Origin of the sequence: Allosphingosinicella indica (assembly GCF_900177405.1) — a bacterium.
Classification (GTDB): domain Bacteria; phylum Pseudomonadota; class Alphaproteobacteria; order Sphingomonadales; family Sphingomonadaceae; genus Allosphingosinicella; species Allosphingosinicella indica.
On record NZ_LT840185.1, the window covers coordinates 585,094 to 611,597 of the forward strand.

The 26,504-nt window shown below is 67.4% G+C and carries 29 protein-coding genes; 9 read left to right on the top strand and 20 right to left on the bottom strand.

Annotated elements, in window-relative coordinates; all coding sequences use genetic code 11:
- Window positions 1-3: 3 nt before the first annotated feature.
- The 4 genes from rimP to B9N75_RS03020 all read right to left on the bottom strand — a co-directional run bounded on the left by rimP (window position 4) and on the right by B9N75_RS03020 (window position 2,824).
- Complete coding sequence (gene rimP / locus B9N75_RS03005; protein ID WP_085217463.1) at window positions 4-543, bottom strand: ribosome maturation protein RimP; 540 nt, start codon at window positions 541-543, stop codon at window positions 4-6.
- A gap of 124 nt (window positions 544-667) precedes the next feature.
- Entirely contained in the window at window positions 668-1,249 is a 582-nt protein-coding gene (locus B9N75_RS03010; RefSeq protein ID WP_085217464.1) for a hypothetical protein, read from the bottom strand.
- A gap of 32 nt (window positions 1,250-1,281) precedes the next feature.
- On the bottom strand, window positions 1,282-1,767 hold the full coding sequence (locus B9N75_RS03015) for an isoprenylcysteine carboxyl methyltransferase family protein (protein WP_085217465.1): 486 nt from the start codon (window positions 1,765-1,767) through the stop codon (window positions 1,282-1,284).
- Between the two features lie 4 nt (window positions 1,768-1,771).
- Window positions 1,772-2,824 carry a type III polyketide synthase gene (locus tag B9N75_RS03020; RefSeq protein WP_197685127.1) on the bottom strand — a complete coding sequence of 351 codons (1,053 nt, stop codon included), beginning with the start codon at window positions 2,822-2,824 and terminating at the stop codon, window positions 1,772-1,774.
- A gap of 123 nt (window positions 2,825-2,947) precedes the next feature.
- On the opposite strand from B9N75_RS03020, the gene B9N75_RS03025 reads away from it, so the two are divergent.
- Together B9N75_RS03025 and B9N75_RS03030 are read left to right on the top strand one after the other, a co-directional pair.
- Window positions 2,948-4,120, top strand: coding sequence for a PQQ-dependent sugar dehydrogenase (locus B9N75_RS03025; protein ID WP_085217466.1), 1,173 nt, complete (start codon window positions 2,948-2,950; stop codon window positions 4,118-4,120).
- A gap of 31 nt (window positions 4,121-4,151) precedes the next feature.
- Window positions 4,152-5,051 (top strand): hypothetical protein, encoded by a 900-nt coding sequence (locus B9N75_RS03030; RefSeq protein ID WP_157123667.1) that lies wholly within the window; start codon window positions 4,152-4,154, stop codon window positions 5,049-5,051.
- Here B9N75_RS03030 and trmB read toward each other — a convergent pair.
- Both trmB and B9N75_RS03040 read right to left on the bottom strand, forming a co-directional pair.
- The gene (trmB, locus tag B9N75_RS03035) at window positions 5,048-5,728 is read right to left on the bottom strand and encodes a tRNA (guanine(46)-N(7))-methyltransferase TrmB (RefSeq protein WP_085217467.1); all 681 of its coding nucleotides are present in this window, start codon (window positions 5,726-5,728) and stop codon (window positions 5,048-5,050) included. The genes B9N75_RS03030 and trmB overlap by 4 nt on opposite strands.
- A 32-nt stretch (window positions 5,729-5,760) precedes the next feature.
- Window positions 5,761-6,207: a hypothetical protein gene (locus B9N75_RS03040; RefSeq protein ID WP_085217468.1), complete on the bottom strand. Its 447-nt coding sequence runs from the start codon at window positions 6,205-6,207 to the stop codon at window positions 5,761-5,763.
- Between the two features lie 72 nt (window positions 6,208-6,279).
- On the opposite strand from B9N75_RS03040, the gene B9N75_RS03045 reads away from it, so the two are divergent.
- The 3 genes from B9N75_RS03045 to purC all read left to right on the top strand — a co-directional run bounded on the left by B9N75_RS03045 (window position 6,280) and on the right by purC (window position 9,304).
- The gene (locus tag B9N75_RS03045) at window positions 6,280-7,188 is read left to right on the top strand and encodes an alpha/beta hydrolase (RefSeq protein WP_244552407.1); all 909 of its coding nucleotides are present in this window, start codon (window positions 6,280-6,282) and stop codon (window positions 7,186-7,188) included.
- The gene (gene kynU / locus B9N75_RS03050; protein ID WP_085217469.1) at window positions 7,185-8,408 is read left to right on the top strand and encodes a kynureninase; all 1,224 of its coding nucleotides are present in this window, start codon (window positions 7,185-7,187) and stop codon (window positions 8,406-8,408) included. The genes B9N75_RS03045 and kynU overlap by 4 nt, the downstream gene beginning before the upstream one ends.
- Window positions 8,409-8,524: 116 nt before the next feature.
- Window positions 8,525-9,304, top strand: a complete 780-nt coding sequence (purC, locus tag B9N75_RS03055) for a phosphoribosylaminoimidazolesuccinocarboxamide synthase (protein WP_085217470.1) — start codon at window positions 8,525-8,527, stop codon at window positions 9,302-9,304.
- A gap of 143 nt (window positions 9,305-9,447) precedes the next feature.
- Here purC and B9N75_RS03060 read toward each other — a convergent pair whose 3' ends face one another.
- The 8 genes from B9N75_RS03060 to B9N75_RS03095 form a co-directional block, all read right to left on the bottom strand.
- Window positions 9,448-10,329 carry a M23 family metallopeptidase gene (locus tag B9N75_RS03060; RefSeq protein WP_342039337.1) on the bottom strand — a complete coding sequence of 294 codons (882 nt, stop codon included), beginning with the start codon at window positions 10,327-10,329 and terminating at the stop codon, window positions 9,448-9,450.
- A gap of 240 nt (window positions 10,330-10,569) precedes the next feature.
- Window positions 10,570-11,373: a ferritin-like domain-containing protein gene (locus B9N75_RS03065; RefSeq protein ID WP_085217472.1), complete on the bottom strand. Its 804-nt coding sequence runs from the start codon at window positions 11,371-11,373 to the stop codon at window positions 10,570-10,572.
- Window positions 11,366-12,574 (bottom strand): ABC transporter permease, encoded by a 1,209-nt coding sequence (locus tag B9N75_RS03070; protein WP_085217473.1) that lies wholly within the window; start codon window positions 12,572-12,574, stop codon window positions 11,366-11,368. The genes B9N75_RS03065 and B9N75_RS03070 overlap by 8 nt, the downstream gene beginning before the upstream one ends.
- Complete coding sequence (locus tag B9N75_RS03075) at window positions 12,574-13,275, bottom strand: ABC transporter ATP-binding protein (protein WP_085219373.1); 702 nt, start codon at window positions 13,273-13,275, stop codon at window positions 12,574-12,576. Before B9N75_RS03075 ends, B9N75_RS03070 begins: the two co-directional genes overlap by 1 nt.
- Complete coding sequence (locus tag B9N75_RS03080) at window positions 13,265-14,719, bottom strand: efflux RND transporter periplasmic adaptor subunit (RefSeq protein ID WP_085217474.1); 1,455 nt, start codon at window positions 14,717-14,719, stop codon at window positions 13,265-13,267. Before B9N75_RS03080 ends, B9N75_RS03075 begins: the two co-directional genes overlap by 11 nt.
- A complete protein-coding gene (locus B9N75_RS03085) occupies window positions 14,716-16,104 on the bottom strand; it encodes an efflux transporter outer membrane subunit (protein ID WP_085217475.1) in 1,389 nt (462 codons plus the stop codon). Before B9N75_RS03085 ends, B9N75_RS03080 begins: the two co-directional genes overlap by 4 nt.
- 56 nt (window positions 16,105-16,160) lie before the next feature.
- Window positions 16,161-16,628 (bottom strand): redoxin domain-containing protein, encoded by a 468-nt coding sequence (locus B9N75_RS03090; RefSeq protein WP_085217476.1) that lies wholly within the window; start codon window positions 16,626-16,628, stop codon window positions 16,161-16,163.
- Window positions 16,625-19,336, bottom strand: coding sequence for a bifunctional [glutamine synthetase] adenylyltransferase/[glutamine synthetase]-adenylyl-L-tyrosine phosphorylase (locus B9N75_RS03095; protein WP_085217477.1), 2,712 nt, complete (start codon window positions 19,334-19,336; stop codon window positions 16,625-16,627). The genes B9N75_RS03090 and B9N75_RS03095 overlap by 4 nt, the downstream gene beginning before the upstream one ends.
- A gap of 105 nt (window positions 19,337-19,441) precedes the next feature.
- Here B9N75_RS03095 and B9N75_RS13885 point away from each other — a divergent pair, with 105 nt between their 5' ends.
- Complete coding sequence (locus tag B9N75_RS13885) at window positions 19,442-19,591, top strand: hypothetical protein (RefSeq protein ID WP_157123668.1); 150 nt, start codon at window positions 19,442-19,444, stop codon at window positions 19,589-19,591.
- Window positions 19,592-19,666: 75 nt separating this feature from the next.
- Here the strand turns inward: B9N75_RS13885 and B9N75_RS03100 are convergent, their stop codons facing one another.
- From B9N75_RS03100 to B9N75_RS03105, 3 genes are all read right to left on the bottom strand, one after another.
- On the bottom strand, window positions 19,667-20,311 hold the full coding sequence (locus B9N75_RS03100) for a sigma-70 family RNA polymerase sigma factor (RefSeq protein ID WP_085217478.1): 645 nt from the start codon (window positions 20,309-20,311) through the stop codon (window positions 19,667-19,669).
- Between the two features lie 80 nt (window positions 20,312-20,391).
- Window positions 20,392-20,529, bottom strand: a complete 138-nt coding sequence (locus tag B9N75_RS14170; protein ID WP_172840792.1) for a hypothetical protein — start codon at window positions 20,527-20,529, stop codon at window positions 20,392-20,394.
- Between the two features lie 82 nt (window positions 20,530-20,611).
- Entirely contained in the window at window positions 20,612-21,412 is an 801-nt protein-coding gene (locus B9N75_RS03105; RefSeq protein ID WP_085217479.1) for a response regulator, read from the bottom strand.
- Window positions 21,413-21,709: 297 nt separating this feature from the next.
- Here B9N75_RS03105 and B9N75_RS03110 point away from each other — a divergent pair, with 297 nt between their 5' ends.
- Window positions 21,710-21,898 carry a NepR family anti-sigma factor gene (locus tag B9N75_RS03110; protein WP_425292407.1) on the top strand — a complete coding sequence of 63 codons (189 nt, stop codon included), beginning with the start codon at window positions 21,710-21,712 and terminating at the stop codon, window positions 21,896-21,898.
- A 27-nt stretch (window positions 21,899-21,925) separates the two neighbouring features.
- Window positions 21,926-23,569 (top strand): sensor histidine kinase, encoded by a 1,644-nt coding sequence (locus B9N75_RS03115; protein ID WP_085217481.1) that lies wholly within the window; start codon window positions 21,926-21,928, stop codon window positions 23,567-23,569.
- Here the strand turns inward: B9N75_RS03115 and B9N75_RS03120 are convergent.
- On the bottom strand, window positions 23,559-24,044 hold the full coding sequence (locus B9N75_RS03120) for a pyridoxamine 5'-phosphate oxidase family protein (protein WP_172840793.1): 486 nt from the start codon (window positions 24,042-24,044) through the stop codon (window positions 23,559-23,561). The two genes, B9N75_RS03115 and B9N75_RS03120, sit on opposite strands and share 11 nt — an antisense overlap.
- Window positions 24,028-24,228: a hypothetical protein gene (locus B9N75_RS14175; protein ID WP_172840794.1), complete on the bottom strand. Its 201-nt coding sequence runs from the start codon at window positions 24,226-24,228 to the stop codon at window positions 24,028-24,030. Before B9N75_RS14175 ends, B9N75_RS03120 begins: the two co-directional genes overlap by 17 nt.
- Window positions 24,229-24,596: 368 nt before the next feature.
- On the opposite strand from B9N75_RS14175, the gene B9N75_RS03125 reads away from it, so the two are divergent.
- A complete protein-coding gene (locus B9N75_RS03125; RefSeq protein WP_085217483.1) occupies window positions 24,597-24,728 on the top strand; it encodes an entericidin A/B family lipoprotein in 132 nt (43 codons plus the stop codon).
- A gap of 51 nt (window positions 24,729-24,779) precedes the next feature.
- On the opposite strand, the gene B9N75_RS03130 is transcribed toward B9N75_RS03125, so the two are convergent.
- On the bottom strand, window positions 24,780-26,504 hold the full coding sequence (locus tag B9N75_RS03130; RefSeq protein ID WP_210189346.1) for a phospholipase D family protein: 1,725 nt from the start codon (window positions 26,502-26,504) through the stop codon (window positions 24,780-24,782).

Below are 26,504 nucleotides of genomic sequence, written 5' to 3' on the forward strand. Positions count from 1 at the left end.
GGCTTAATCCTGTCCTTCTTCTTCGGTCTGTTCGAATTCGTCCGCACCGTCCGCGGATAGCGGCGCGGTCGCGGCGAGGAGCTTGTCGGTGAACAACAGCTTGGCGGAATGGAGGCTGGCGATCGGCACCTTGCGTTCGCCGAGGCCATCGACGTCGATCAGCACGTCCTCGCCGGCAAGGCCCTGGAGCATGCCGCTATACTGCTTGCGGCCCTCCAGCTTCTCGGCAAGGTTGAGCCGCGCCTCGAAACCCTTCCAATCCTCGAAATCCTTTGGCCGGGTCAGCGGCCGGTCGATGCCCGGCGAGCTGACTTCCAGGCGGTAGGCCTCTTCGATCGGATCAGCTTCGTCGAATATTTCGGACAGCCGCCGCGACAGCGCCTCGCAATCGGCGAGATCGAGCTGGCGGGTGTCGGGCCGCTCGGCCATCACCTGCAGGGTCGGATCGTCCTTGCCGCCGATCATCATCACGCGCACGAGATCGAAGCCCAGGGCCTTGGCCTCCGGCTCGATCAATCGGGTCAGCGCGGCAATGTCCGCCATTCGTCCTCACGCAGCTAAAGCGCCTCCGCGCCGGCCCCGGGGTGGGACCAGCCTCAACATTGTTACCGATGTCGAGAAAGGCATGGCGCATATAGGCGGATGCCGGCCGCGCCGCAAGTCGCGATCAGCTGCCCCAGGGCGGTGGCGGCGGCACCACCGGTTGGGTCAGATCGAAATCGACGCGGAAGAAGCGGCTGGGGCGCCTCAGCTCGTAGGCGAAGAGCCGTCCGGGCTCGACCTCCATCGCCCAGACGTTGGGCACCGATTGCGGCAGCCCCTGCGCGACGAACATGTCCTTCGAGAATTGGTCCGCCGGAAATTCCTGCCGCGAGGCGGTGCCGGGCGCGGCGGTGTCGCCGCCATATTGAGTAAGCTTGTCCTCGCTGCCGTCGTCGTGACGATGGTCGTGCTTGAGGCGCAGCCCCGCGCCGGTGCGCGTCACCACCCAGGTGCGCGAGCGATCCTCGCCGACGTGGAACGGCACGCGGATCACGTCGTCCGAACATTCGCGAACGTGCATGACGAGCGCCTTGCCCGCGAAATCCGCGTCCGCCTCCACCGCCGGGCTGGCGATGCGACCGGCGAAAGCCTTACCGCACAAGGCGCTCAGCCGATCGAAGAAGGCATCCTGCGGGTTGGCGGGCGTGGATGCGGTGGCGCATCCGGCGACGCCGAGCGCAGCGGCGAGGAGGATCGTGCGTTTCATGCGATGCGAGGCTAGCGGCTGGACGGACGAGATCAACCCGCGCGCAAGGCCTTGTCTTCGGCGCGCAGACGCAAGGTCAGCGCGAACGCGTTGAGGAAGGTGAAGACCACCGCCACCGTCTCGAGCCCGAAGGCGAGCGGCAGCAGCGCGATTTCCGCCACGACCACCGCATAATTGGGGTGACGCATGAAGCGATACGGCCCGCCGGTGATGAGCGGTGCGCCGGGCAGGATGATGATCCGCGTCGTCCAACGCGGCCCCAGCGTTGCGATCACCCACAGCCGCGCGATCTGAAGCAAGGCGAAGAGTGCGATCAGCGGCCACGACACGGGCTGGCCGGGCGCGAGCCACCACAGAACGCCGAGCCATCCTGCATGGACCGAGACGATCAGCGGATAATGGCCGGGCGATACCTCATAGGCACCCTGCGCGACGAGCGCCCGCGTGTTGCGCGCGGCGAGCAGCAATTCGCCCAGGCGCTGGAGCGTGACGAAGGACAGGATCAGGATAGCGGCCATCGGTTCAACCCACCCGCATCGTCAGCCCGCTCGCGGTGAAGCCGGGGCCGAGCGCGAGGAGCATCGTCTGGCCCGCGAACCCCGCGTCGAGCAGGCGCCGCAGCACGAAAAGAACGGTGGGCGCCGACATGTTGCCGCAGGTGCGGAGCACCGCGCGTTCGTGGTCGAGCGCGCTTTCGCCCAACGCGAGACTTTCCTCCAGCGCCGCGATCACCTTGGCGCCGCCCGGATGACAGGTGAAGCGGTCGATTGCGCCGCGCTCCGTCCCGCATCGCTCGAGGAGCGTTGCGACGCCCGCTGCCATATTCTCTTCCACGAACGGCGGGATCGCGCGATCGAACACGACGCCCAGCCCCGGATCCTCGACGTCCCAGCCCATGATGCCCAGCGTATCCGGCCATAGCAATTCTGCGCCCGCTCCCACCGAGGCTATGCCGCCTTCGCCGGGGCGCAGCACCGCGGCAGCAGCGCCGTCGCCGAACAGGGCCGTGGCGACGATATTGGCCTTGCTGAGCTTGTCGAGCCGGATCGCGATCGAGCACAGCTCGACGGTGACGAACAGCACCGTCCGCCCCGCCGCCGCCAGCCGCGCGGCGAGCGCGAGGCCGGTGACGCCGCCCGCGCAGCCCAGGCCGAATACCGGGACGCGCTCCGCATCGGCGCGGAAGCCCATCGCACCCGCCACCCGCGCTTCGATGCTCGGCGTCGCGATGCCGGTGGTGGAGACGGTGACGAGCGTATCGACCTCCGCCGCCGAGACCCCCGCCTCGGCGAGCGCGGCCGTCGCCGCCTCGACATAAAGCGCGTCCGCCGCTTCGACATAGGCCTGGTTGCGAGACGCCCAGCCATGCTCGCCGACATACCAGTCCACGGGCTGGACGATGTGCCGGGTATCGATCCCGGCATTGTCGAACACGCCGGCGAGCCTATCGAAATGCGCCGCCCGCCCGCCGAACAGGCGCCGCGCCAGCGCCTTTGCCTCGGCCTGGGGAAGGACGATGTGGGGAACTGCCCTCGCGAGCGAAAGCAGCGCCACCGGGGAATGCGGCAAAGTCATTGGACGGCATCCGGCGGCATGAGGGCAATCACCTTGCGGCAACTCCCCGGGCGCTCAAAGGTTCTTTTTCGTGGAAAGCGCCTCTAGGGTGCTCGCCAAGACCCATTCGACACGGAGACCCCGATGCGCCTTTTGCCGATTGCCGCCCTTCCCGTCCTCATCGCCGCGTGCAGTGGTGGAGACGTCAACGCTACCGGCAATCAGGCAGCGCCCACCGCCCGCACCGCGCAAACGGCAAGCGCCGACGGCAAGCCCTTCCGCACCGAAGTGATCGCGCAGTTCGCCGAGCCTTGGGCGATGACCTTTATTCCCGGCACCGGCAACGCGCTCATCACCGAGAAAAAGGGCGTGCTGAAGCTTTGGCAGCCTGATGGCGCAGTGATCGACGTCGCGGGCGTGCCCAAGGTCGCTTACGGCGGCCAGGGCGGCCTCGGCGACGTCGTTCTCCACCCCGATTTCGCGAGCAACAATCTCGTCTATCTGAGCTTCGTCGAGGCGGGCGAGGGCAGCACGTCGGGCGCCGCGGTCGGCCGCGGTAAGCTGGTGACCGACGGCAATACCGCGCGGATCGACGGTTTCCAAGTGATCTGGCGGCAGGCGCCGAAGGTCGAAGGCCAGGGCCATTACGGCCATCGCATGGCCTTTTCGCCCGACGGCCACCTGTTCATCACCAACGGCGACCGGCAGAAGTTCGATCCCGCGCAGGACGATGCGCAGACGCTCGGCAAGATCGTACGCCTCACCGACAGCGGCGCGGTGCCGGCGGATAATCCCTATGCCTCCGAAGGCGGGGTAAAGGCGCAGCAATGGACCAAGGGCCATCGCAACCCGCTCGGCCTTGCATTCGACGCGCAGGGCCGCCTCTGGAGCCACGAAATGGGTCCCGCGCATGGCGACGAACTCAACCTCATCGTCCAGGGCAAGAATTACGGCTATCCGATCGTCTCCAACGGCAATCACTATGACGGCCGCGACATCCCCGACCATTCGACCCGGCCCGAGTTCGAGGCGCCCAAGGCCTATTGGGATCCCGCCATCTCGCCGGCGGGCCTGATGATCTATTCGGGCGACATGTTCCCCGCGTGGAAGGGCTCCGCCTTCATCGGCGGTATGAACAAGCCTGGCCTGGTCCGTGTCGAGCTCAACGGCACCGAAGCGCAGAAAGCCGACGTGTTCGACCTCGACGGCCAACGCATCCGCGAGATCGAGCAGGGCCCCGACGGCGCGATCTACATTCTGGAAGACGGCGGCCGCGGATCGAAGGGCCGACTGCTGAAGCTGACGCCCGCACAATAGTCGAACGGTTGGGGGAGGACGGACGATGTTGATGAGGCGGAACGGAAATCCCAAGGCGATCGGCGTCGGCTGCGCCGTCGCGGCGGTCGCCTTGGGAATAGTCTACATGGTCGCCGCGGGCGCGCCGGCCCAGATGCTGATCCTCAACGGCGCGTCGGTGGCATTGGGGCTTCTACTGATGGTCGCGGTCGCCCGGATCGGAGTTCATGCTCGGGGCGACGTCGCCGCGATCGCGATCGGCGGCGCGTTGATCGCCACCGCGCTGTTCGGCGTGACGGCGACGGGCGTGACCCGCTGGGCGGCGCTCGGGCCCATTCTGCTCCAGCCGAGCCTCCTCCTCCTGCCGATGCTCGTCATCGCATTCGCGCGTGCGCGGGCACCGGCCTCGACCTTCGGGATCACGCTGGCGGCGCTGGCGCTGGCGCTGCAGCCGGATCGTGCGATGGCGGCCACGCTCGCTGCCGCGATGGGTGCGCTCTTCCTTCTCGAACGCGATCGCTGGGCCGGTATCGGCCTTGCCGCGGGGCTCTCCGCTTTCGCCGTTACCCTCGCCATCCCGGATTTCTCCCCTGCCGTGCCCTTCGTCGACGGCATATTCTATTCCGCCTTCGACGCAGGTCTCGCGGCGGGACTAGCGGTGGCGGGCGGCGCGGCGCTCCTGTTGGTGCCGCCGCTTGTAGGCTTGCGCAGTCCAAACACGCGCACGGCCAGTGCGGTCGCAGGGGCGACATGGCTCACCGTCATCCTCGCCGCGGCACTCGGCAATTATCCGACGCCGCTGGTCGGATATGGCGGGAGCGCGATCATCGGCTATCTGCTGGCGCTGGCCATCCTGCCGCGCACCGTTGCCGAGGGTTCGAAGGTGGACGCTAGCGCGAGCCGAACGCCCGATGGGAACGTTGGCGCAAGCCTCGCGACGGCGCTCGCCTAGACCCGCCGGTAGCGGAAGTACCAGACTTCGTGGCCCTTGCGGCGGGCCTTGGCTTCGTAGCGGGTCTCGGGCCAGCCGCCAGGGCGCGTGAGGAAGTCCGAGGCGCTTTCGGCGAGCCATTCGAAGTCGCGGCGCTTGTTCATCACCATCATCGACCAGCGGCAATAGACCGGATCGTCGGTGCCGAGCCGGAACTCGCCGCCCGGCTGGAGCTTGGCGGCGATGAGGTCGAGCGGGCCGTTGTTGACCATCCGCCTTTTGGCATGACGCGCCTTCGGCCAGGGATCGGGGTGGAGCAGATAGACGAAACGGAGCGAAGCATCGGGCAGCCGCTCCAGCACGTCGAGCGCATCGCCCATGTGGATGCGGACGTTGGGCAGGTGCCGGTCGCGGACGTGGAGCAGCGCGCCGACGACGCCGTTCAGGAACGGCTCGCAGCCGATGAAGCCGTGATCAGGCAGCAGATCGGCGCGATAGGCGAGATGCTCGCCGCTGCCGAAGCCGATCTCGAAATGGAGCGGGCGCGCATCGCCGAACAGGATCTCGGCATCGACCGGCCCCTCCTCCGGTACGCTGATCGCGGGCAGCAGCTCTTCGAGCAGCGCGGCCTGCCCCTGGCGCAGCTTGTGCCCCTTGGCGCGGCCGTAGAGACGGCGGATGGTGGCGGGATCGGTCATGGCGGCGCCGATAGCCGACGCGCCCGCCGGCCTCAATCGCGGTCGAACCAGGCGCGGTCCGGGATGCGCAGCCCCTCGCGCTCGTCGTCCCAGATGACGTGCATGATCCACCAGCGCGTGCCGTCGTCGTAGAGATGGATCATGTTCATGCCGCGCTTGAGCAATTTGCCACGCTCCGGCGCGTCATAAGCCTCGTAGGCGGAAAAGGCCTGCGCGACATTGCCGAAGCGCACGGTGCGGCGCGCGATCTCGACCTCGTAGAAATCCATGCCCGCAAGCAGCGGCGCGGTATTCTCGCGATAACTGTCGACCGAGAAGGACCAGGCGATCGGCTTGCCATCTTCGTCGAGGCGGGTGCGGACCATGCGCGCATCGGGATGCAGCAGCAGCTTCGAGGTTTCCCAATCCTGCCCGCCCGCCGTGCCGGAGATGCTCGCGTAGAAAGCGGCGATGACGTCATCCAGATCGTGCAGGTTCATGCGTGCCCTCGCTCGTCGTCCTCTTCGCACGTTCGCTAGCGGAGGCTGGCGCGAGCGCCTAAGGGAAATCGCATGATGAAGCCGCTTGCCTTGCTCGCGATCGCCGCCCTAACCGGCTGTGCGATGACGACAGACGCCCCGCCCCCGCCCAACCGCGCGTCCGGCCCCGATGGCCTGATGGTCTGGCCGGACCTGCTCGAGCGGCCGCGGCCCGAGCCGACGCGCAACATTCGCTACGGCGAATCCGCGCTGCAATCGGTCGATCTGTGGTTGCCCGAGGGCAAGGGGCCGCACCCCACCGTGCTGATGGTGCACGGCGGCTGCTGGACCACCGACATCGCCGACCGGCGGATCATGAACTGGATCGCCGACGATTTGAGGAAGCGCGGCATCGCCGTCTGGAACATCGATTATCGCGGGGTCGATCGGACGGGAGGCGGTTATCCCGGCACCTTCCTCGACGCCGCGCGCGCCGCCGACGCCTTGCGCGACCATGCCGCCGAATATGGGCTCGACCTCACCAATCTCGTCGCGACCGGCCATTCGGCGGGAGGCCATCTCGCGCTGTGGCTCGCCGCGCGGCCCCGGCTGCCGGCCAACAGTCCGCTCCACACCGCCAATCCTCTCCCTATCCATCATGTCGTCAGCCTCGGCGGACTGCCCGATCTCGAGGAAGCCGCGCGCCCGCCGGGCAGTGGCTGCGGCACCGAAGTGATCGAGAAGCTCACCGGCGGCCGGTTCGCCGATACGTCGGTGCCACGGCTGAAGCCGCTCGGCGTGCCGCAGGTCTTGGTCAACGGGCGGCAGGACAAGATCATCCCGCTCGCTTATGCCGAAGGCTATGCCGCGCCGATGCGCGCGGCAGGCGACGATGTCGCAGTGCGCGTGATCGACCGCACCGGCCATGTCGAGCTGATCGCGCCCGAGAGCGATGCGTGGAAGGCCGCGGTCGCGGAAATCGAGAAGGCGCTCAAACGATGACCCGCGACGAAGCCAGGGCGCTCGACGCCGCCGATCCGCTGCGCGCGATCCGCAATCGTTTCCACCTCCCCGACGGCATCCTCTATCTCGACGGCAATTCGCTCGGCGCACTGCCCAAGGCGAGCGTCGGCCGGCTCGCCGAAGTCGTCACGCGCGAATGGGGCGAGGCGCTCATCCGGAGCTGGAACGACGCGGACTGGATCGACGCCCCGCAACGCGTCGGTGCCAAGATCGCCGCGCTGATCGGCGCCAAGCCGCACGAAGTGATCGTGGCGGATTCGACCTCGGTGAACCTGTTCAAGCTGATCGTCGCCGCGGCGCCGCTGACGCCGGATCGGCCGGTGCTCCTGTCCGAGAAGGGCAATTTCCACACCGATCTCCACATCGCGAGTGGTGCGGTGGAGATGGTGCCGGGGATGCGGCTGGAGACGGTCGAGCGCGCCGAGGTCGAGGGCGCGATCGGCGAGGACACCAACCTCCTGCTGCTCACCCACACCCATTATAAGAGTGGCGCGAAATTCGACATGGCGGCGCTCACCGCGAAGGCCAAGGCGGCCGGCGCGCGGACGATCTGGGACTTGAGCCACAGTGCCGGCGCGGTGCCGCTCGCGCTCAACGCCGACGGTGCGGAGCTGGCAATCGGCTGCGGCTACAAATATCTGAACGGCGGCCCCGGCGCGCCGGCTTTCCTCTACATCGCCGAGCATCTCCAGGATCGGCTGATCTCGCCGCTGCGCGGATGGATGGGCCATGCCGAGCCCTTCGCCTTCACCGACGATTATGTCCCCGCCCCCGGCATCGCGCGCTTCCTTGCCGGCACACCGCCGGTGCTGAGCCTTGCGGGGCTGGAGGCGGGCGTCGATGCCTTCGAGGGCGTCGATCTCGATGCGCTCTGGGGCAAATCGGCGGCGCTGTTCGAACTCTTCGCGGCGCTCGCCGCCGAGCGGTGCCCCGACCTCACCTGCATCTCGCCCGCCGAGCGCAATGCACGCGGCAGCCACATCAGCTTCGCGCATCCCCATGCGTTCGAGATCTGCCAGGCGCTGATCGCGCGCGGCGTGATCGGCGATTTCCGTGCGCCCGACGTGGTCCGCTTCGGCCTCACCCCGCTGTATCTCGGCTTCGAGGACGTATGGCGCGCGGTCGATATCATGGCGGAGATCATGGGCCGCGAAACGTGGCGCGAGCCCCGATATGCGGTGCGCGGCAAGGTCACCTGACCGCTCCCTGCGCGCGCATTGCGGAATCGCGTCCGCGCCGATATAGCCGCCGCTTCCGCCCCGTCCGCGCGTTTCATCACGCCGCGCGCGGGGCGCCTGCCTTTTGGAGACCCGCCATGTCGCGCCGCCGCCAGATCTACGAGGGCAAGGCCAAGATCCTCTACGAGGGTCCGGAGCCCGGCACGCTGATCCAGTATTTCAAGGACGACGCGACCGCGTTCAACGCGCAAAAGCGCGGCTCGATCGCCGGCAAGGGCGTGCTCAACAACCGCATTTCCGAACATATTTTCACGCTTCTCGGCCAGATCGGCGTACCGACGCATTTCCTGCGCCGTCTCAACATGCGCGAGCAGCTCATCCGCCAGGTCGAGATCATCCCGATCGAGGTCGTCGTGCGCAACGTCGCTGCCGGCACGCTCAGCAAGCGGCTCGGCATCGAGGAAGGGACGCAACTCCCCCGCACGATCATCGAATATTATTACAAGGACGATGCGCTGGGCGATCCGCTGATCGCCGACGAGCATATCGCCGCCTTCGGCTGGGCGAGCCAGGACGAGATGAACGACATGGCGGACATGGCGATCCGCGTGAACGATTTCCTATCCGGCCTGTTCGCCGGGATCGGCATCCGGCTGATCGACTTCAAGCTGGAGTTCGGCCGCATCTGGGAAAACGAATATGCCCGCGTGATCCTGGCCGACGAGATCAGCCCCGACGGCTGCCGCCTGTGGGACATGGCGACCAACGAGAAGCTCGACAAGGACCGCTTCCGCCGCGATCTCGGCGGCGAGGCCGAAGCCTATCAGGAAGTCGCGCGCCGCCTCGGCCTGATGCCCGAGGGCGAGGCGAGCAGCGTCCTCGATCTCGACACCCACCGCAAGAAGCGCGGCAAGTAAGCCTAGGCCCGGCAGCCGCGCCGGGCCGCTGTCGCTGCGACCGGCTCAAAGCCGGCAGCACGCCACTCCCCGATAGAAGCGAAAAACCCCGCCGGTCGCGATCGACCGGCGGGGCTCCTCTCCTGCCTTTTCGGCTGTTCGAATTACTTGGAGGCTTCCGGCCCGCCCATCGCGACCTGGGTGTTGCCGGCCGCGGCGCGGCGCTGGACCGCGAGGAGATAGTCGGTGCCCTGCATGAAGGGGATCGGGTTCACGGCCTTGCCGTCGACGCGCACTTCATAGTGGAGGTGGCTGCCGGTCGAGCGGCCGGTGGAACCCATGTAGGCGATGAGCTGGCCGCGCTTCACCTTGTCGCCGGCGTTGACCACCGAGCGCGAAAGGTGACCGTAGCGCGTCTGGATGCCGCGCCCGTGGCTCAGCTCGACGAGATTGCCGTAGCCGCCCGCCCATTCGGAGCGCTGCACATAACCGTCGGCGGTGGCGTAGATCGGGGTGCCCGTGGGGCCGGCGAGATCGATCCCGGCGTGCATGGCGGCGCGGCCGCGGAAAGGATCGGAACGGACGCCATAGTTGCTGGTGAGGGCGGTGCCGGTAACCGGCTGCGCGGAGGGAATGGAGATGGTGCCGAGTTCGAGCTGATCGAGGCGCTTCCAGCTCGTAAAGAGTTCCTTGAACTTCGAATCGGTGCCGGCTTTCAGCGGCTCGACAGCTTCGAAGGGACCACCCTGGCCGGTATATTCACCCTTGGTAAAACGCTTCGGATCGAGGCCGAGCTTGCGGACTTCCTGCGATGTGAGCTGGTAGCGCTCGCGCACGTCCTGGCGGATCGCGGCGACATTCTGCTCCATCGCCTGGACCTGCTGCTGCATGCGCAGCATCTCGGCCGAGACATTGGTCTTGATCGGTGCGCGCTCGGCGCCTGGAGCATTCGCCAGCAGCATCTGGCCGGTCGCGAAGGCCGACCACAGCAGCAAAGCCAGCACGGTCAGCACCGCCGCGGCCTGCACCGACGGCGCGACGCTCACGCGGCGCAACTGCTTGCCGTCGTGAAAGAAAATGTCGCGGTGGCGGAACGGCGACCGGAACTTTCCGGCGGCAGACGCATTGGACGTCGGTACTCGATCAATCATAAAATCCCCGGCGACCGAACAGGTCGGCGTGGCCGCATCGCGAAATGCGGCCGTGAAACCCAAAAATGTGAACCTTCCGGTTCGGCGTATATGCGTCGGGAAGTTGCCCACCCCGCGACGGATGAGCTTAGCCTCTTAAAGAACACTTTCCTCGGCAAGGCCTGCATAGAAATCGCGGGACAAACCGGCTGACGCACGCGCCGAGTCGTTGAACGGTGGTTTAATCGTGCCCCGAAAGTAGGTTCTGATTAACCATTTCCAGCGGCCTGAAGCCTCGAATCCCGCCGATCCCGCGGCGTCGCGAAACCAGCGCGTGCCGACCCCGACATGCCGGATTTCGTCGCGATAGATGCGCATCAGAATGGCGGCCGATCGCATGTCTCCGGCCGCCTCGAACCGCGCCACCGTCGCCGGCGTCACGTCCAGCCCCCGCGCTTCCAGCGCCATCGGGACGACAGCAAGGCGCGCCATCACGTCGTGCGCCGTCGCCGCCGCGGCTTCCCACAATCCGTCATGCGCGGGGAGCGCGCCATAATGCGATCCGAGCGCGCGGAGGCGCCGGTCGAGCAGCGCGAAATGCATCGCTTCATCGGCACCGACCGAAAACCAGTCGGCGGTGAACTCCGGCGGGAAGTCTGCGCCGAACCGGCCGGCGCAATCGAAGGCGAGATCGATCGCGGAGAATTCGATATGCGCCAGCGCGTGCAGCATCGCGATCCGCGATCGCTCCGATCCCGCGCGGCCGCGCTTTGGCATATGCGACGGCGCGAGCAGTTCGGGACGGTCCGGGCGCGCCGGAGCGTCGGGCATCGCCACGCCAAAGTGGTGATCGAGCCGACCGGCCTTGAGCGCGCGCCACGCCTGACGCGCCGCTTTCACCTTCTCGCGCGGTTCGCCCGCCGTCAGCACCGCGCGGCAGGCCGCCGCGACGTCATTCATGGCGGAGCGCGTCGATCGGGTTGAGGGCGGCGGCGCGGCGGGCCGGGAAATAGCCGAACACCACGCCGATCAGCGCGGAGAAAGCGAAGGCGACGAGGTTGATCTGCGGATCGAACAGGAACGGCACCTGGATGATCGGCGCGAGGATGACCGTCGCCAACAAGGCGAGCGCGAGCCCGACGAGCCCGCCGAGCATCGCCAGCACCACCGCTTCCACCAGGAATTGCAGCAGCACCTCGCGCGCCACCGCGCCGATGGCGAGGCGGATGCCGATCTCGCGAGTTCGCTCGGTCACCGACACCAGCATGATGTTCATGATCCCGATGCCGCCCACCAGCAGGCTGACCGCGGCCACCGCGCCCATCACCGTCGTCAGGATGCGCGTGGTGCCGGACAGCGTGTCCGATATCTGCTGGGTGTCGAAGATGTTGAAATTGTCCGGCGTCCCGGGCTGCAGCCCGCGCCGCTCGCGCAGCAGATCGCTGATCGAGGATTGCACCGATCCGGTGTCGTAATTGTCGTCCACCGCGACCATGATGTTGCGCACGTCGCGATCGCCGGTGAAGCGCCGCTGCACCGCCTTGATCGGCATGATGACGACATCGTCCTGATCGGCGCCGAAACCGCCCTGCCCGCGCCGCGACAGCGTGCCGACGACATCGCAGCTCACTTCGCCGACGCGGAACCGCTCGCCGACCGGATCGCTGCCACGGAACAGATTCTGCCGCACGGTATCGCCGATGATGCAGACCGCCTTGCCTGATTCCTCGTCGGCTTCGGTGAACAGGCTGCCGCCCGAGAGCGGCCAGTTCTGCGCGACAAAATAATCGCCGGTGGTGCCGTTGACGGTGGTCGACCAGTTGGCGGCGTTGCGGATCGCGGTGACGGTGGTGCTCGTCTGCGGCGCAACCGCGCGGACCCCCGGCACCTGCTCGCGGATCGCATCGACATCCTGCATTTTGAAGTCCGGCGGCCGTGGCCCGCCGCCGCCGCGGCCGAACCCCTGGCCGGGGCGGATCTGGAGGATGTTGGCGCCGAGCCCGGCGATCTGGTCCTGCACCGCCTTGGTCGCGCCGTTGCCGAGCGTCACCATCGTCACCACCGCCGATACGCCGATGACGATGCCGAGGATGGTGAGGAACGAGCGGAGCAGGTGGCGCCGTATCTCGCGCACCGCCAGGATGATCGTTGTGCCGAGCATCAGCCGCCGCCTCCCCTCTCGAACCGCTCGACGAGCCCGTCTTTGAAATGGACGATGCTGCGCGCGAAGGCCGCCATCTCGGGCTCGTGCGTCACCATCAGTACGGTAATGCCGGCGTTGCGATTTAGATCGGTGAGCAGTTCCATGATCTCCACCGAGCGTTCGGAATCGAGATTGCCGGTCGGCTCGTCGGCAAGCAGCACGTCGGGATGGGTGACGATCGCGCGGGCGATGGCGACGCGCTGCTGCTGGCCGCCGGAGAGCTCGGCGGGGGTATGGTCCCACCAGTCGGCGAGCCCCACCTTCTCCAGCGCCGCCATGCCGGCCTTGTGTCGCTCTTCCTTGGTCTCGCCGCGGTAGAGCAAGGGCAGCTCGACATTCTCGAGCGCGCTCGTGCGGGCGAGCAGGTTGAAGCCCTGGAAGACGAAGCCGAGATATTTGCGGCGCAGCAAGGCGCGCTGATCGCGGTCGAGCGTCTCGACCGGCACGCCGCGGAAGAGATAATTGCCGCCGGTCGGTACGTCGAGACAGCCGAGGATGTTCATCGCCGTCGACTTGCCCGAGCCAGACGGGCCCATCACCGCCAGAAACTCGCCCTGCGCGACGTCGAGATCGACGCCCTTCAGCGCCTGGAAAGCGGTCGCGCCGGTGCCGTAGGTCTTGGTGACACCCTTGAGGCGGATGAGCGGATCAGCCGCCACCGCCACCACCCCGGCCACCGCCACCGCCGCCCTGACCTCCGCCACTACCACCGCCGCCGCCGCGGCGACCGGAGCGCGCTCCTTCGCTGCGGCTCTGCTGGCCCGCGGCGAGACGGGCGGTGATGACCTGCATCCCCGGCCGGAGCCCTTCGCCGCTGACTTCGGTGCGCGCGCCGTCGGTCTCGCCGACGACGACCTGCACCGGCTGCGGCTCGCCGTCCGCGCCGACGACATAGAGGGTCTGGCGGCTGCCGCGGCCGATGGTGACCTCACGCTCGGCGCGATTGCCGCGCCGGCCGCGCTGGGGGACGAGCACGCTGGTGACGCCGCCCGCCTTCTGGCCGCTGCCCGACTGATCGGGCGAGAAGCGCAGCGCCGCATTCGGCACCGTGATCACGTTGCGCTTTTCGAACGTCACGATGTCCGCCGTCGCGGTCATGCCGGGACGAAGCTGAAGGTCGGCGTTCGCGACAGTGAGCACCGCCGTATAGGCGATGACGTTGCTGCCTGACGATGTCGAGGACGTGCTGGTGCCGGTCGAGGTCGTCTGCTGCGTCGCGTTGGCGCCGACATCGACGCGCTGGATCGTCGCCGGGAAGCTGCGGCCCGGAAAGGCATCGACGGTAAAGGTCGCGCGCTGTCCGTCTTTCACCTGGCCGACATCGGCTTCGTCGACCTTCACTTCGAGCTTCATCCGCGAGAGATCCTCGGCGATGACGAACAGCACCGGCGCGTTGAGCGAGGCGGCAACGGTCTGCCCCGGATCGACCTGGCGCGAGAGCACGACGCCGTTGACCGGCGAATAGATCGTCGCCTTGGAAAGATTGGTCTCGGCCGAGGACACCTGCGCGCGGGCCTGCGCGACTGCGGCCTGCGCGGCGTTGACCGATGCGACCGCGCGCTGCGCCTCGGCGCGGCCCGTCTCCAGCTCGACCTTCGAAGGCACCTTGCCGCCCGACAGCCGCGATACTTCCTCGAGCCGCGCGAGGTTGGCGCGGGCCTGCACCCGCGTCGCTTCCGCCTGCGCGACTTGCGCCTGCGCCGAAGCCAAGGCGGCGCGCGCCTGCGTCACGGCATCGAGCAGCCGCGAGGTATCGAGCCGGGCTAGCGGCTGGCCCTTGGTGACGCGATCATTGTTGTCGGCAAACACCGCGGTGACGAGACCCGACTGCTCGGAGCCGACCTCGACCTGGTTGGTCGGCGCGATATTGCCGGTGGCGGAGACGGTGACGGTGAGATCGCCACGCCGCACCGGCGCGGTCGCATAGCCGCCCTCTTCATCGCCGCCGAAGCAGCGCACCAGCAGCAGGACGACCGCGACAAGCAGTACGATCGTCCCAGCGATGATCGCGCGGCGCCGCCACGGGCTTTCCTTGGGCGCGCCGAGGAATTCGTCGAGATCGGCTTTTTCGCCCGGCGGCGGTGGGGATGCGGTGTCGGTCATGCGTTGCTACCCTCGGCAAGGGGGTCCCATCCGCCGCCCAGCGCACGATAGAGCTGGACGAGCGCGAACGCGCGATCGGCGCGGGCGTTGGCCTGCCCGTCGCGCGAGGATAGGAGCGACCGCTCGGCTTCCAGCAGGGTCTGGAAATCGGTGAGGCCGGCGCGATACTGGCTGCGCGCAAGGATCGCGGTGTTGCTTGCGGCGTCGAAGGCGATCGCGAACTCGCGCTGGCGGCGCTCGGCGGCGGTCAGCGCCTGCAGCGCATTCTCGACATCCTCCAGCCCGGTCAGCACCGTCTGCCGATAGCTCGCATAGGCGCCGTCGGCGGCGGCCTGCTGGCTGCGGACCTGACTGCGCAGCCTGCCGCCGTCGAAGATCGTCTGGCTGAGCCCGGCGAACAGGCTGCCCGTGATCGCATCGAACAGCCCGCCGATCGAGAAAGCGCTGGTGCCGATGTTCCCGCCGATGCGGAGCGCTGGGTAGAGCTGCGCTTCAGCAACGCCGATCCGCGCGGTGGCGGCGGCAAGGCTGCGTTCGGCGCCGCGCACGTCGGGACGCTGGCGGAGCGTGTCGGCCGGAATACCTACCGCGATGTCGGCGGGACCGGTAGGCACCGGACGGACGGGATCGAGCGACGGGTTGATCGCGCCCGGCGCCTGCCCGGTCAACACCGCGAGCCGATAGGCGGCGGCGGCATAGCTCGTCTCGATATTGGGGATCGACGCGGCGGTTTGCGCGCGCGCCGCCCGCGCCTGCTCGCTGTCGAGCGACGAGACGAGGCCCGCCTGCACGCGCCAGCCGGCGATATCCAGATTATCATCGGCGATGGCGAGAGAATCGCGGGCGATCGCGAGGCGCTCCTGCGCGAGGCGCGCGCTGATGTAATTGTTCGCCGTTTCCGCAACGATCGCGACGCGAACGCCGGCAAGATCGAAGCCAGCGCCTTCCTTGTCGGCGCGCGCGGCCTCGACGCTGCGACGGATGCCGCCGAACAGATCGGCCTCCCACGCGGCATCGCCGCCGAGCGAGAAATTGGTACTGTCGTTACCCGCGCCGATGCTGCGATTGACGCCCGCGGAAGCGCCGACGCTCGGCAGATAGCCGGCGCGCGCCTGGACCAGCGCCTCGCGCGCCTGCCGCAGCCGCGCCGCAGCCGCGGCAAGATCGAGATTGCCCGCGATCGAGCGGTCGACGAGATCGGTGAGCAGGGGATCGTCGAACCGCTGCCACCAGGTCGCGAGTTGCTGCGGCTCGCCGGGATTGGCGCCCGGGCCGTGATAGGCATCTGGAACCCCGAGAGCACTGGCCGGCGCCGGCCGATAATCGGGTCCGGACGCACAGGCGCTCAGCACGGCGGTAAGCAACAGGCCGGTGGCGATACGCATATTCACGCCCCCGGTTAGCGGTTCATCGCATGAACGCCCGCTGAAACCCGCCAACGTCAGGGAAGCTCGCGCGCGGCGGCCAGAACCGCGTCGACATGACCCGGAACCTTGACCTTGCGCCACACCTTTTTGATCACGCCATCGCGGTCGACGAGGAAGGTAGCGCGTTCGATTCCCATATATTTCCGGCCGTACATCGACTTTTCGACCCAGGTGCCGAACGCCGCGCACGCGGCGCCGTCGACGTCGGAGGCGAGCGGAACAGAGAGATCATATTTGGCGGTGAACTTCTCGTGAGAGCGACGATCGTCCTTGGAAATGCCGAGCAGCCAGGTGTCCGCCTTGCGGAATTCGTCGGCCGATGCCGTGAAGTCCTTGGCCTCGCGCGTGCAGCCCGAGGTGTCGTCCTTCGGATAGAAGAAGACGACAAGTTTGTGGCCCTTGAAGTCCGCGGGGCTGATCGGCTTGCCCTCCGCGCCTTCCATCGCGACGTCCGGAACCGGGCTGCCTTCGTCCACCATCATTCGTCTCCTGCCGTCTGCGCGACCGATCGCCACAGCGCCGATACGCTCTGCCGTGCCGCGTCGTGCGCCGCAAGCAGCGCGTCCCAATCCTCAACCCCGCACGCGCGGGCCACCAGCGCGCGCGAGGCTTCCGGCGGCTCGGCGGAGGCGGGGGAGACGAGCCGCATGGTCACCAGCATGGCGGTAAGCAGGCGCAGCGCATCGCGGATCCCGGCAGGTACGAACCCGGCATCGGTCAGCACCGGGATCGCGCATTCCAGCCGCGGATCGATGCCGATCCCCTCGCGCAATTGCAGCGTGTGGATCGCGAATTCGAGATCGACCAGCCCGCCCTCGCCCATCTTGATGTCGAAGGGCCCTGCAGGCGGCTTGTGACGGGCAACCTCGGCGCGCATCCGCGCCGCGTCGGCGGTGAGCACGGCGGGATCGCGCGGGCTGCACAGCGCCGCATCGACGATCGCCTGCAGCGCCGCCCGGCCATCGGCGGAGCCATAGACCGGCCGCGCGCGGGTCAGCGCCATATGCTCAAAAGTCCAGGCGCGTTCGCGCTGATAGGTGGCGAAGCTTTCGAGCGACACTGCGAGCAGCCCGTCGCCGCCGTGCGGTCGGAGCCGCGTATCAACCTCGTAGAGCGGCCCCGCCGCCGTCGGCACCGACAGCGCGGACGACACGCGCGGCGCGAGCCGGTTGAAATAATCGGTGGCGCTGAGCGGACGGCGCCCGTCCGAGACCGCCTCATGGCTGCCGGTGAACAGGTAGACCAGATCGAGATCGGACGCATGGGTGAGCGCCGCACCGCCGAGCCGGCCGAGGCCGAGCACGAGGAGTTCGCCCCCCGGCACGCGTCCATGCTGCGCGGCGAATTCGGCGATGGCGGCGTCGGCGAGCACGTTGAGCGCGGCTTCCGCCACGCGCGCATAGCCGTGCGCCACGTCGATCGGTTCGCTGCGCGCCAGCACCACCTGCGCGCCGAGCGCGAAGCGGCGCTCGTTGACGCGGCGGCGGACGCGATCGAGCACCATCTGATAATCCTCGCCGTCGCGCTCGGGCCGCGAGAAGGCGGCGATCAGCCGGTCGACCTCGGGCGGCGGATCGAAGGCGCTGGCATCGATCAGGCCGTCGAGAAGGCCCGGGCGGCGGCCGAGCTGTTCGGCCAGCGTCGGTGCGTGCGCGAGCACGGTGGCGAGAATCTGGAGCAGCGCGGGCCGCGCCTCCAGCAGGCGGTAGAAATTGACGCCGCCGGGCAGCTTCTCGACGATATCGTCGAAGCGGTTGAGCGCGCGCGCCGGATCGGGCGATGCGCCGAGCGCCTCGATCAGCGCCGGAAGCAGCGCCTCGAACGCCTCGCGCGCGGCGCCCGCCTGGAGCGAACGCGCCCGCCCCGAGCGCCAGCTCTCGACCCGCTGCCGCGCAGCCTCGGCCTCGCTGAAGCCGGCGCGCGCAAGGGCTTCTTCCAGCGGCGCGGCATCACGCGGCAGGCGCGCGTTCTGCTCGTCATCGTCGTCCGCGAGGGCGTCGTAATTGGCGGCGACCTTGGCGACATGCGGCGCGAGCAGATCGACGAGCGCCGGCCCGTCGGCCAGCCCGTGCAGCCGCGCGACATTGTCGAGCGCTGCGCCTTCGGGCAGGCTGTGCGTCTGGCGATCATCGACCATCTGCAGGCGATGCTCGACCGTCCGGAACAGTCGATATGCCTCCGACAGCATCGCCGCCTGCGCCTCGCTGATCCGCCCGCCTGCGGCCAAGGCTGCGAGCGCGTCAAGCGTCGCGGGTGCGCGTAGCGCCGGCTCGCGACCGCCGTGGATGAGCTGATGCGCCTGCGCGAAGAATTCGATCTCGCGGATGCCGCCGCGCCCGCGCTTCAGATCATAGCGCGGGCCAAGCGCCTGCCCTTGCGCATAATGATCGCGGATCCGCCCGGTGATCGAACGTATCTCTCCGATGGCGCCGAAATCGAGGCTGCGGCGCCACACGAACGGATGGATCGCGTCCAGAAAGTAGCGGCCCACCGCAGCATCGCCCGCCACGAAGCGCGCGCGGATGAACGCCGCCCGCTCCCACGGCAGCGCCTGCGATTCATAATAAGAGATGGCGGCGTCGACCGGCAGCGCGATCGGCGTCACTTCGGGCGACGGGCGGAGCCGCAGATCGACGCGGAACACATAACCGTCGCTGGTCCGCGCCTGGAGCTGCTCGACGACCTTCTGGCCGATGCGCAGCGCCGCCTGCTGGTGATCCTCGCGCGGTTTCAGCGGCAGCGTGCGCGGATCGTAGAGGAACAGCACGTCGATGTCGGACGAATAATTGAGTTCGCGGCTGCCATGCTTGCCCAGCGCGATGACCGCGAAACCGCGCGGCGCCTCGTCGGGCGTGCGCGCGAGCATCGCCGCGGTGATCGCCCGCTCGAGCGCGCGATCGGCGAGGTCCGACAAGCCCTCGACCACCGCTTCGAGCGGCAGCGCGCCTGCAAGATCGCCGATCGCCAAGACGGTCGCGACCGCGCTTCGCTGCCGCCGCAGCGCGATCCCCACGTCGTCGATGTCGTCACCAGTATTTCCGGCCATGACGAGCGCATCAGCAAGCCGGCCGGCGGCCAGCATGTGCGCCAGCGCGGGGTCGCTCTCCAGCCGCTGCCGCAGGAAGGGTGCGTGTTGCCGCGCGCGGGCCAGCGCGTCGTTAAGATTCACGTCACCAAGAGTATCATTCATGCCACAGCCAGAAATTGAACCGTTGTGCAGGCGCAACAATGGCAACCTGTGTTAAACATGGACGTTATTAGGTCCGTGACTACGATCAACCCGAGAAGAGAAGCCATGATCAACGCTTCCGAAAGACGGTTTGTGAAGGTGGCTCCGCCCACGCTTCACGCCGGCGTCGGGAATGCGTTGCGTGAAGCTTTCGCGCTGGAGAGCGAGCCGCGTAACCCGCGTTCGTTTGAGGCGCTGCTTGCCAAGCTCGACTGAGCGCGACGTAATCCGACGTGACAAACATTGCGGCGCTCCGGCTTCGGCCGGGCGCCGCAATGTTGTTTTTGGGTTTCAGGCGTCGCGGTCGCGGCTGAGGTCGTCGACCTCGTCCATGATCGACTGGAGCGCGCTGACGTCTGATTTCGCCTGCTCGCGGCGCGAGGGCAGCTTGCCCTCGGTGAGAAGATTTTCGAGCGCCACGCGCCCACGCGCGACGCGGCTCTTGATCGTGCCGACGGCGCAACCGCAGATTTCCGCTGCTTCCTCATAAGCGAAGCCGCCGGCACCGACGAGAATCAGCGCCTCGCGCTGCGGCTGCGGAAGATGCAGCAACGCGCGCTGCATATCGCCGAGCTCGACGTGACGGTCCTGGCTCGCCGGCGCAGCGAGCAGCTTGGATGCGGTCAGCTCGTCCCACTCCCCCTTGAAGCGCGCACGGCGCATCTGGCTAAGAAAGAGGTTGCGCAGAATGATGAAGGTCCAAGCGCGCATGTTGGTGCCCGCCTGGAAACGCTTGCGCGCAGCCCAGGCCTTGAGCAGCGTTTCCTGCACCAGATCGTCGGCGAGATCGCGGCTGCCCGAGAGCGAGCGGCCGAACGCCCGCAGATGGGGTATGACCAGCCCGAGCTGCTCCTTGAACTCGTTGTCGGACAGCGGAACGGGCTCTTCGCGCCGTGCGTCCTCCAACGGTTCCTCATTCTCGGCTGACGTCATCATGCCCCCAAGGCCAACATCCCGCCTTGCCGGAGAAATGGCAAGCCGCGACGGTCATTCTTTTGTTTACGGGAATCTAGGACTTAGCGCCAGACGATCAAGAGCACCGCAAAGATGATCACGACCAATATGATCGAGATCGGGAGAATCTTGCGCGTCATGTGCGGCGTGGTGCCGGCACGTGCTTCGGTCTTGCTGAGATGCGGTTCGCCTTCGTCCATCGGTAATGCGGTCCTCGAAGTTCCGTTCGTTTCGGTTGCCAACGCGGCGGAGTCGCGGACGGTTCCTTCGAGGACCTCGCTGTCAGCCTGCCGGCACCGTCGCCGTGTCGAAGAACAAAGCCTGCGCGATCGCGGCCTTCACAGTCGACCGCTGGAACGGTTTGGTGATGAGGAAGGTCGGCTCCGGCCGCTCGCCGGTAAGGAGACGCTCCGGGAAGGCGGTGATGAAGATCACCGGCACCTGGAATTCGGCGAGGATGTCCTTCACCGCATCGATCCCCGAACTGTCGTCGGCGAGCTGGATGTCGGCGAGCACGAGGCCGGGGCGGCGCGCCAGCGCCTGGCTGACCGCTTCCTCGCGCGTCACCGCGACGCCGACCACTTCGTGGCCGAGATCGCGGACGATCGTCTCGATATCCATCGCGATGATCGGCTCATCCTCGATGATCAGCACTTCGGCGTGCGTCTGGCGCTCGATCTCCGACAAGGCTTCGGCGACGAGGCTGTCCACCTCATTGGCTTCCGCACCGATCAGATAGCCCGCATCCTCGGGGGTGAATCCTTCCATCGCGGTCAGCAGCAACGCCTGACGCGACAGCGGCGTGATCCGCGCAAGGCGCGCCTTGGCGATCCCCTCGTGCGTATCATCGACATCGTCGCCGTCGACATTCTCTTCGATATTCGCGCTCGACCAGATCGCGTGGAACGTGCGGTAGAGGCCCAAGCGCGGGTCAACATCGCGGGGAAAATCGTCCGGCGCCGCGACGATAGCCTCGAGCGTCGCGCGGACGAAAGCGTCGCCATGGGCCTGGCTGCCGGTGAGAGCACGGGCATAGCGCCGAAGGAAGGGAAGATGCGGCGCGAGATCCTGACCAAGCGACATAAGCGGGAAAACTCCTGGAAATCCGTGTTGCCGGTCTTTTGGAAGCCCGCCCCTCGCTTGGCAACCCCGCGTCCTTTCGGATACGCAACGATGGCGGACGGAAAGGAAACAGCCCGGCCCGCTCCCCTTCCTGAACATTGGAACCAATCAGGGAGTTTTTTGTTTCATTGCCCATTCCGGGCTCTTATGTCCGCCCGGACTCGGATCGTCCGCCCGCGCGATGGGCCGTAGGGGTGGGCAACCCTGGGCGAGTGTTTTGAACGAGAAAAATACCGGCCGAGGGAACGGCCGCGAGGGGTGATAGAGTTGAGCCTTGAGAAGCAAAAGGATGGGCGCGGGGGTCACGGCGCCAAATCCGACAGCGGCAAAAGCAAGAAATCCGGCGGCAAGGCGGACGTGGGCAATGCCTTGCGCACCGTTTACCAGCGGACGGTCAACGAGGATATTCCTCCCGAGATGCTCGACCTTCTCGGCAAGCTCGGTTGAGGTGAGGATCGAGCGCAGGACGTCGCCATGACGGCCAGCAAATACCGGCCATCGTTGCTCGACTGGATCGGCGCGCGTTTCGCGCGATTGTCGACCGGGCTCAAAATGCTTTTCATTCTCGGGATCGGGCTCTGCCCGCTCGGGCTGATCGCCGTGCTCGCCTCCATAGAGAGCGCGCGCGCCAACGACGCGAAGAATATCAGCGAAATCCAGACCGCGCTCGAACTGAAAGCGCAACGGCTCGACGCGGCGGTAAGCCGCGCGGTGCTGACGATGCGCGCAGCGGGCGGAGCCTTGCGGGCGGCCGCGCCCGATCCCGCTTTGTGCGAGCGAACGGTCGAGCGGCTGGCGCGCGCGCAGGGATCGCAGTGGCGCTACGCCCTGTTTTCCGACGACGGAGCCGCGCTATGCTCGAGTCCGGGCTTCGCGGCGGCACGGCCCATGGCGATCGGGTTCAATAGCCCGACCTCGACCGCGCGGATCGCCGACGACGGATCCTCGCTCACCCTGCTGCTCTACGACCAGCGCGGCATCCTGGAAGGCGTGGCCGAGTTCGACCGCGCCAATCTGGAGCGCATCACCCGCTTTCCCAACACCGCCGGCGGCTATGATCTGGAGATCGGCGACGGTGCGCGCACGCTGACGCTGCACGACGGCTTCCGCAACACCGCGCTCAAGACCACGATAAACGCGGCGACGCCGGTGATCGGCGACCGGCTGGAGCTGCGCATCCGCGCCGGCGCGGTGCCGATCACCGCCGCGGAGATCCTCATCATCCTGCTGCCGGTGCTGATGTGGATGGGCGCGGCGGGCATCGGCTGGTGGATCGTCAACCGCCTGCTGCTGAAACCGCTCGTCCGGATGCAGCGTGCGGTCGCTTCCTATCAGCCGGGTGACCGCCATCTCGATTTGCCTTTACTCTCCACACCCGCGCGCGAGATCGGAGAGCTCGGCTTTGCCTTCGATCAGGTGACCCGCACCGTCGCCCGGCACGAAGCGGAGCTGGAAGCCGCGCTGGAGCGCCAGACCCGGCTGGTCCGCGAAGTGCATCACCGCGTGAAGAACAACCTTCAGGTGGTCGCCTCGCTCATCAACCTGCACGCGCGAGGGGCGACCTCGGACGAGGTCGCCGCTGCCTATGCCGCGATCCAGCGGCGTGTGGACGCGCTCGCCGTGGTCCACCGCAACCATTATGCCGAGTTCGAGGACAATCGCGGCGTCTCGCTTCGCTCGCTGATCTCGGAACTCGCCGCGAACCTCCGCGCCACCGCGCCCGCACAGGCCAGCGCGATGCAGGTGCAGGTCGATGTGGATTCGATCTACGCGACCCAGGATGTCGCCGTGTCGGTTGCGTTTCTGCTCACGGAAGTGATCGAATTTGCTATGCTTTCGGGCGCGCGCAGCGTGGTGATCTGTGTCGATCAGGAGCGGGCCGACGTCGCCAAGCTCACCATCGAGTCGGACAGCCTGATATCCGGGGCGGTCAAAGATCCGGCACTCGCCGACCGGTTCGAGCGGATCGTCACCGGCCTTTCGCGCCAGCTCCGTTCGACCATCGATCGCGATCCGGAGCGCGGTCGTTATGCTCTGCAGGTCGCGATCCTCGACCGGGCGGAGCGGCCCGGAGAAACCTCCGAGCGCCCCTTCCGGTCGCCGCCGCCTACATCGTGACGGTTTCGACCTTGCCGCCGTCTGGCGGCGACTGACGCGCCACGGCGGCGAGCATCTTCACCACATAGAGCAGGCTGGAGCTGTTCGCGTCCCATAGCTTCGCTTCGTCGGGCGTCACCGTGATCAGCGCCGTATCGGCGCCATCGGGGCCCTCGGGCAGCCAGGCCTCGGCGGACATCGACCATAGCTCGCCCAGCTTCGCGCGGTCCTGGCTGGTCGAGGCGGTGGCGGCGAGCGAAACATAATCGCTCTTGCCCGGGTCGGAATAAGCGAGGTTGATCCGCGCGGTGCCGCCGATGTCGCCGACCTTGCCGCTGCTCAGCCGGGTGATGAAATAGATGCGGTTCTCATCGGGGCGAAGGATCGAGTACATCGGGCGGCTGACGAGCTGGCCCGCTTCCTCCGTGGTCATCATGGCGACCGGCTGCTTCTTGAGCAGCGCCCATACGTCGTCGGGGTTACCGTGCGCGGTCATCTTTATTCTCCTCGGATGGCTGGCTGTGGTGCGAGCGCTGGGGGCGGCCCTTGCTCTGATCCTGCGCGTGCTTGAGGTCGGCGGCGGTCTGGCCCGCCGCATTCGCGGCGTCGACTACGTCGTGGCGGTCCTCGTGGACGCCATCCACATCGGAATTGGGGCCGGTTGCTGGCGGTTTGCTCATGCTATGCGTTCCTTGGTCTCGTGTTCCGGGCCAACGGACGGCATGACAAGTCGTTGCACCGTTCGATCGCGGCACAAAAATCGGCAAAAAATTTTCGATGGCGTGGAACTACCATCCTGCATGCGGGTTCTGCTCTTCGGATAGTGACCTTTTGCCCCCCCGCTCTCGCTATCCACCATGGGCCCGGACTGCGCTAACCTCCCCCCCCCGGTAGCGCCTCCGGGCCCAAATTTTTTCTCACCTATGCAGTCCGTCGCGCAATGGCCCCCAGTCATAACGCCGCTGGAACCAATTCGCGGCTCGGACTTTTATTCCGCACCTTCGCGCGCATGCGGTTTGATGGCGCGAAACGGCTTAGGAGACTCATCATGGTTCGCAAGTTCATCGCCATCGTCGCGCTCACCGGCAGTCTGGCGCTTGCCGCCTGCAACACCGTCGAGGGCGCGGGCCGCGACGTCCAGTCGGCCGGCCAGGCCATCGAGGATGCCGGCGACCGTTAAGGCGCTTTCTCGGATGTTACGGAAGGGCGCCTTCGGGCGCCCTTTTTTCGTTCAGACGAGATCGTCGGGGATGAAGAAATAGGGCCGCGCGAAGCGGCGTGCCCGGCCGATCTGATAGGGTACGACGAAGCCGGCGCGGTCCTCCGGCTCGGCCTTGGCATTGGCCCTCGCCACCGTGCGCCATTCCGCCAGATCGGCGGGTACTTCGCCGTCGAAAAGCTGGCCCCAGAGATCGCGGCGGAACCGGGTGATCGCATCGCCGCGCTCGGCCCAGATCACGCCGAGCTCGGTATCCCAATCGAAGCTGCGGCCGTTGATGTTCGCCGACGACATGAGGCACGCGGCATCGTCCGCGATCAGCAGCTTGCTGTGGATGTGGATCACCCCCGCGCCGAACGCGGTGCCCCTGCTCTTCTTGAACTTGGCATCCGCGCCGTCCGCTTCTTCCTGCTTGGCGAGGGTGAAGAGGCCGACGCGATCGCGCCCACCGGTCTTGAGCAGCCGCTCCAGCGCGCGCGCCTGGAGATATTCGCCATGCCGGTGGGCGGGGTTATCACCCTGGCCTTCGAAAGCGATCTCCTCCGGCGCATTGGCGATCAGGATGATGACCTCCAGGCCCGGGTTTTCCTCCAGCGCCTGCTCGATCCAGCGACCCGCCTCTTTCGACCGGAAGAATTGCGCCTCGATATAGAGCCGTTCGCGGGCCGCCCCGATGATCGCACGATGAGCGGCCTTGAGTTCACGGACCACGGCCTTGGGACCCAGCGCGAACAGCGTGGGCGACTTTCGCGAGACGGTGCGCACAAGCTGTACGGTCGCATCGCCCTCGCCCTCCCGCGCTTCGGCGGTCTCGGCCTTGTCCAGCGGATCGAGCATCAATTCGCGACCGCAACCGTCCGTCCACTCGGCGACGGTCGCGCGATAGCGCGGCATCTCGCGGTTCCATAAAGTCGCGAAATGCCGCGCCGCATCGCCGGCCACCGCGCCGGTGATCAGCGCCGACATGTCGTGCCAATTCTGGTTGGCGCGCTGCCGATGCCTCTGATCGTCCCAGCGGCGCTCGTTGAGATCGAGCCCGCCGACCACCACCTGCCGGCCGTCCACCACCACGAACTTCTGGTGATAGCTCGCCGGCCACAGCCGCGGCGGCGGCGATCGCCGCCAGCCTTCGGGCTTGCCGTCCGCCCAGCGCACCGAACGCCACAGCCCCGGCCGCGTGTCGAGGCCGCCGTCGTCGAGATCGGTACGGCCGATCAGCCCGTCGATCACCTTTCGCAGCCGCCGCCCGAGCGGGATGCGCAGCGCCTGGCGGATCGCCCAGCCCATCTCGCCCTCATGCTGGACGACGAGGAGCTGCAGGCGATCGCGCTGGCTCTCCTCCAGGGTCTCGATGATTTCGCGAATGCGCCGGTAGGTCGACCAGCTCCCGGCGTGGAGATAATCGGCGAGCACGGGCTCGAAGTCGGCGAGGAGGATGCGGAAGCGGATTCCTTCGCGCGCCTTGTGCGCGATGAGATCGCCCCAATCGCTGAGTCCGAGTGCTTTGGCCGCGTCCGAACGCAGCTTGGTACCGGGATCGAAGATGCGGAAGCCCATCCAGACGGTGGCTTCGGCGCCGAGCACCAGCCGCTCCAGCCGCGGATACATTTCCGCCGCCTCGATCAGCGGTTCCACCGTGCAATGGTCGCGCGGCGGCGCGGGGCAGAGCCAGCCGGCCCCGTCGTCCGCCGCGCACATGCTGGAGTCCCGGTCGATGAAGGGCGGGACGGTGGGCAT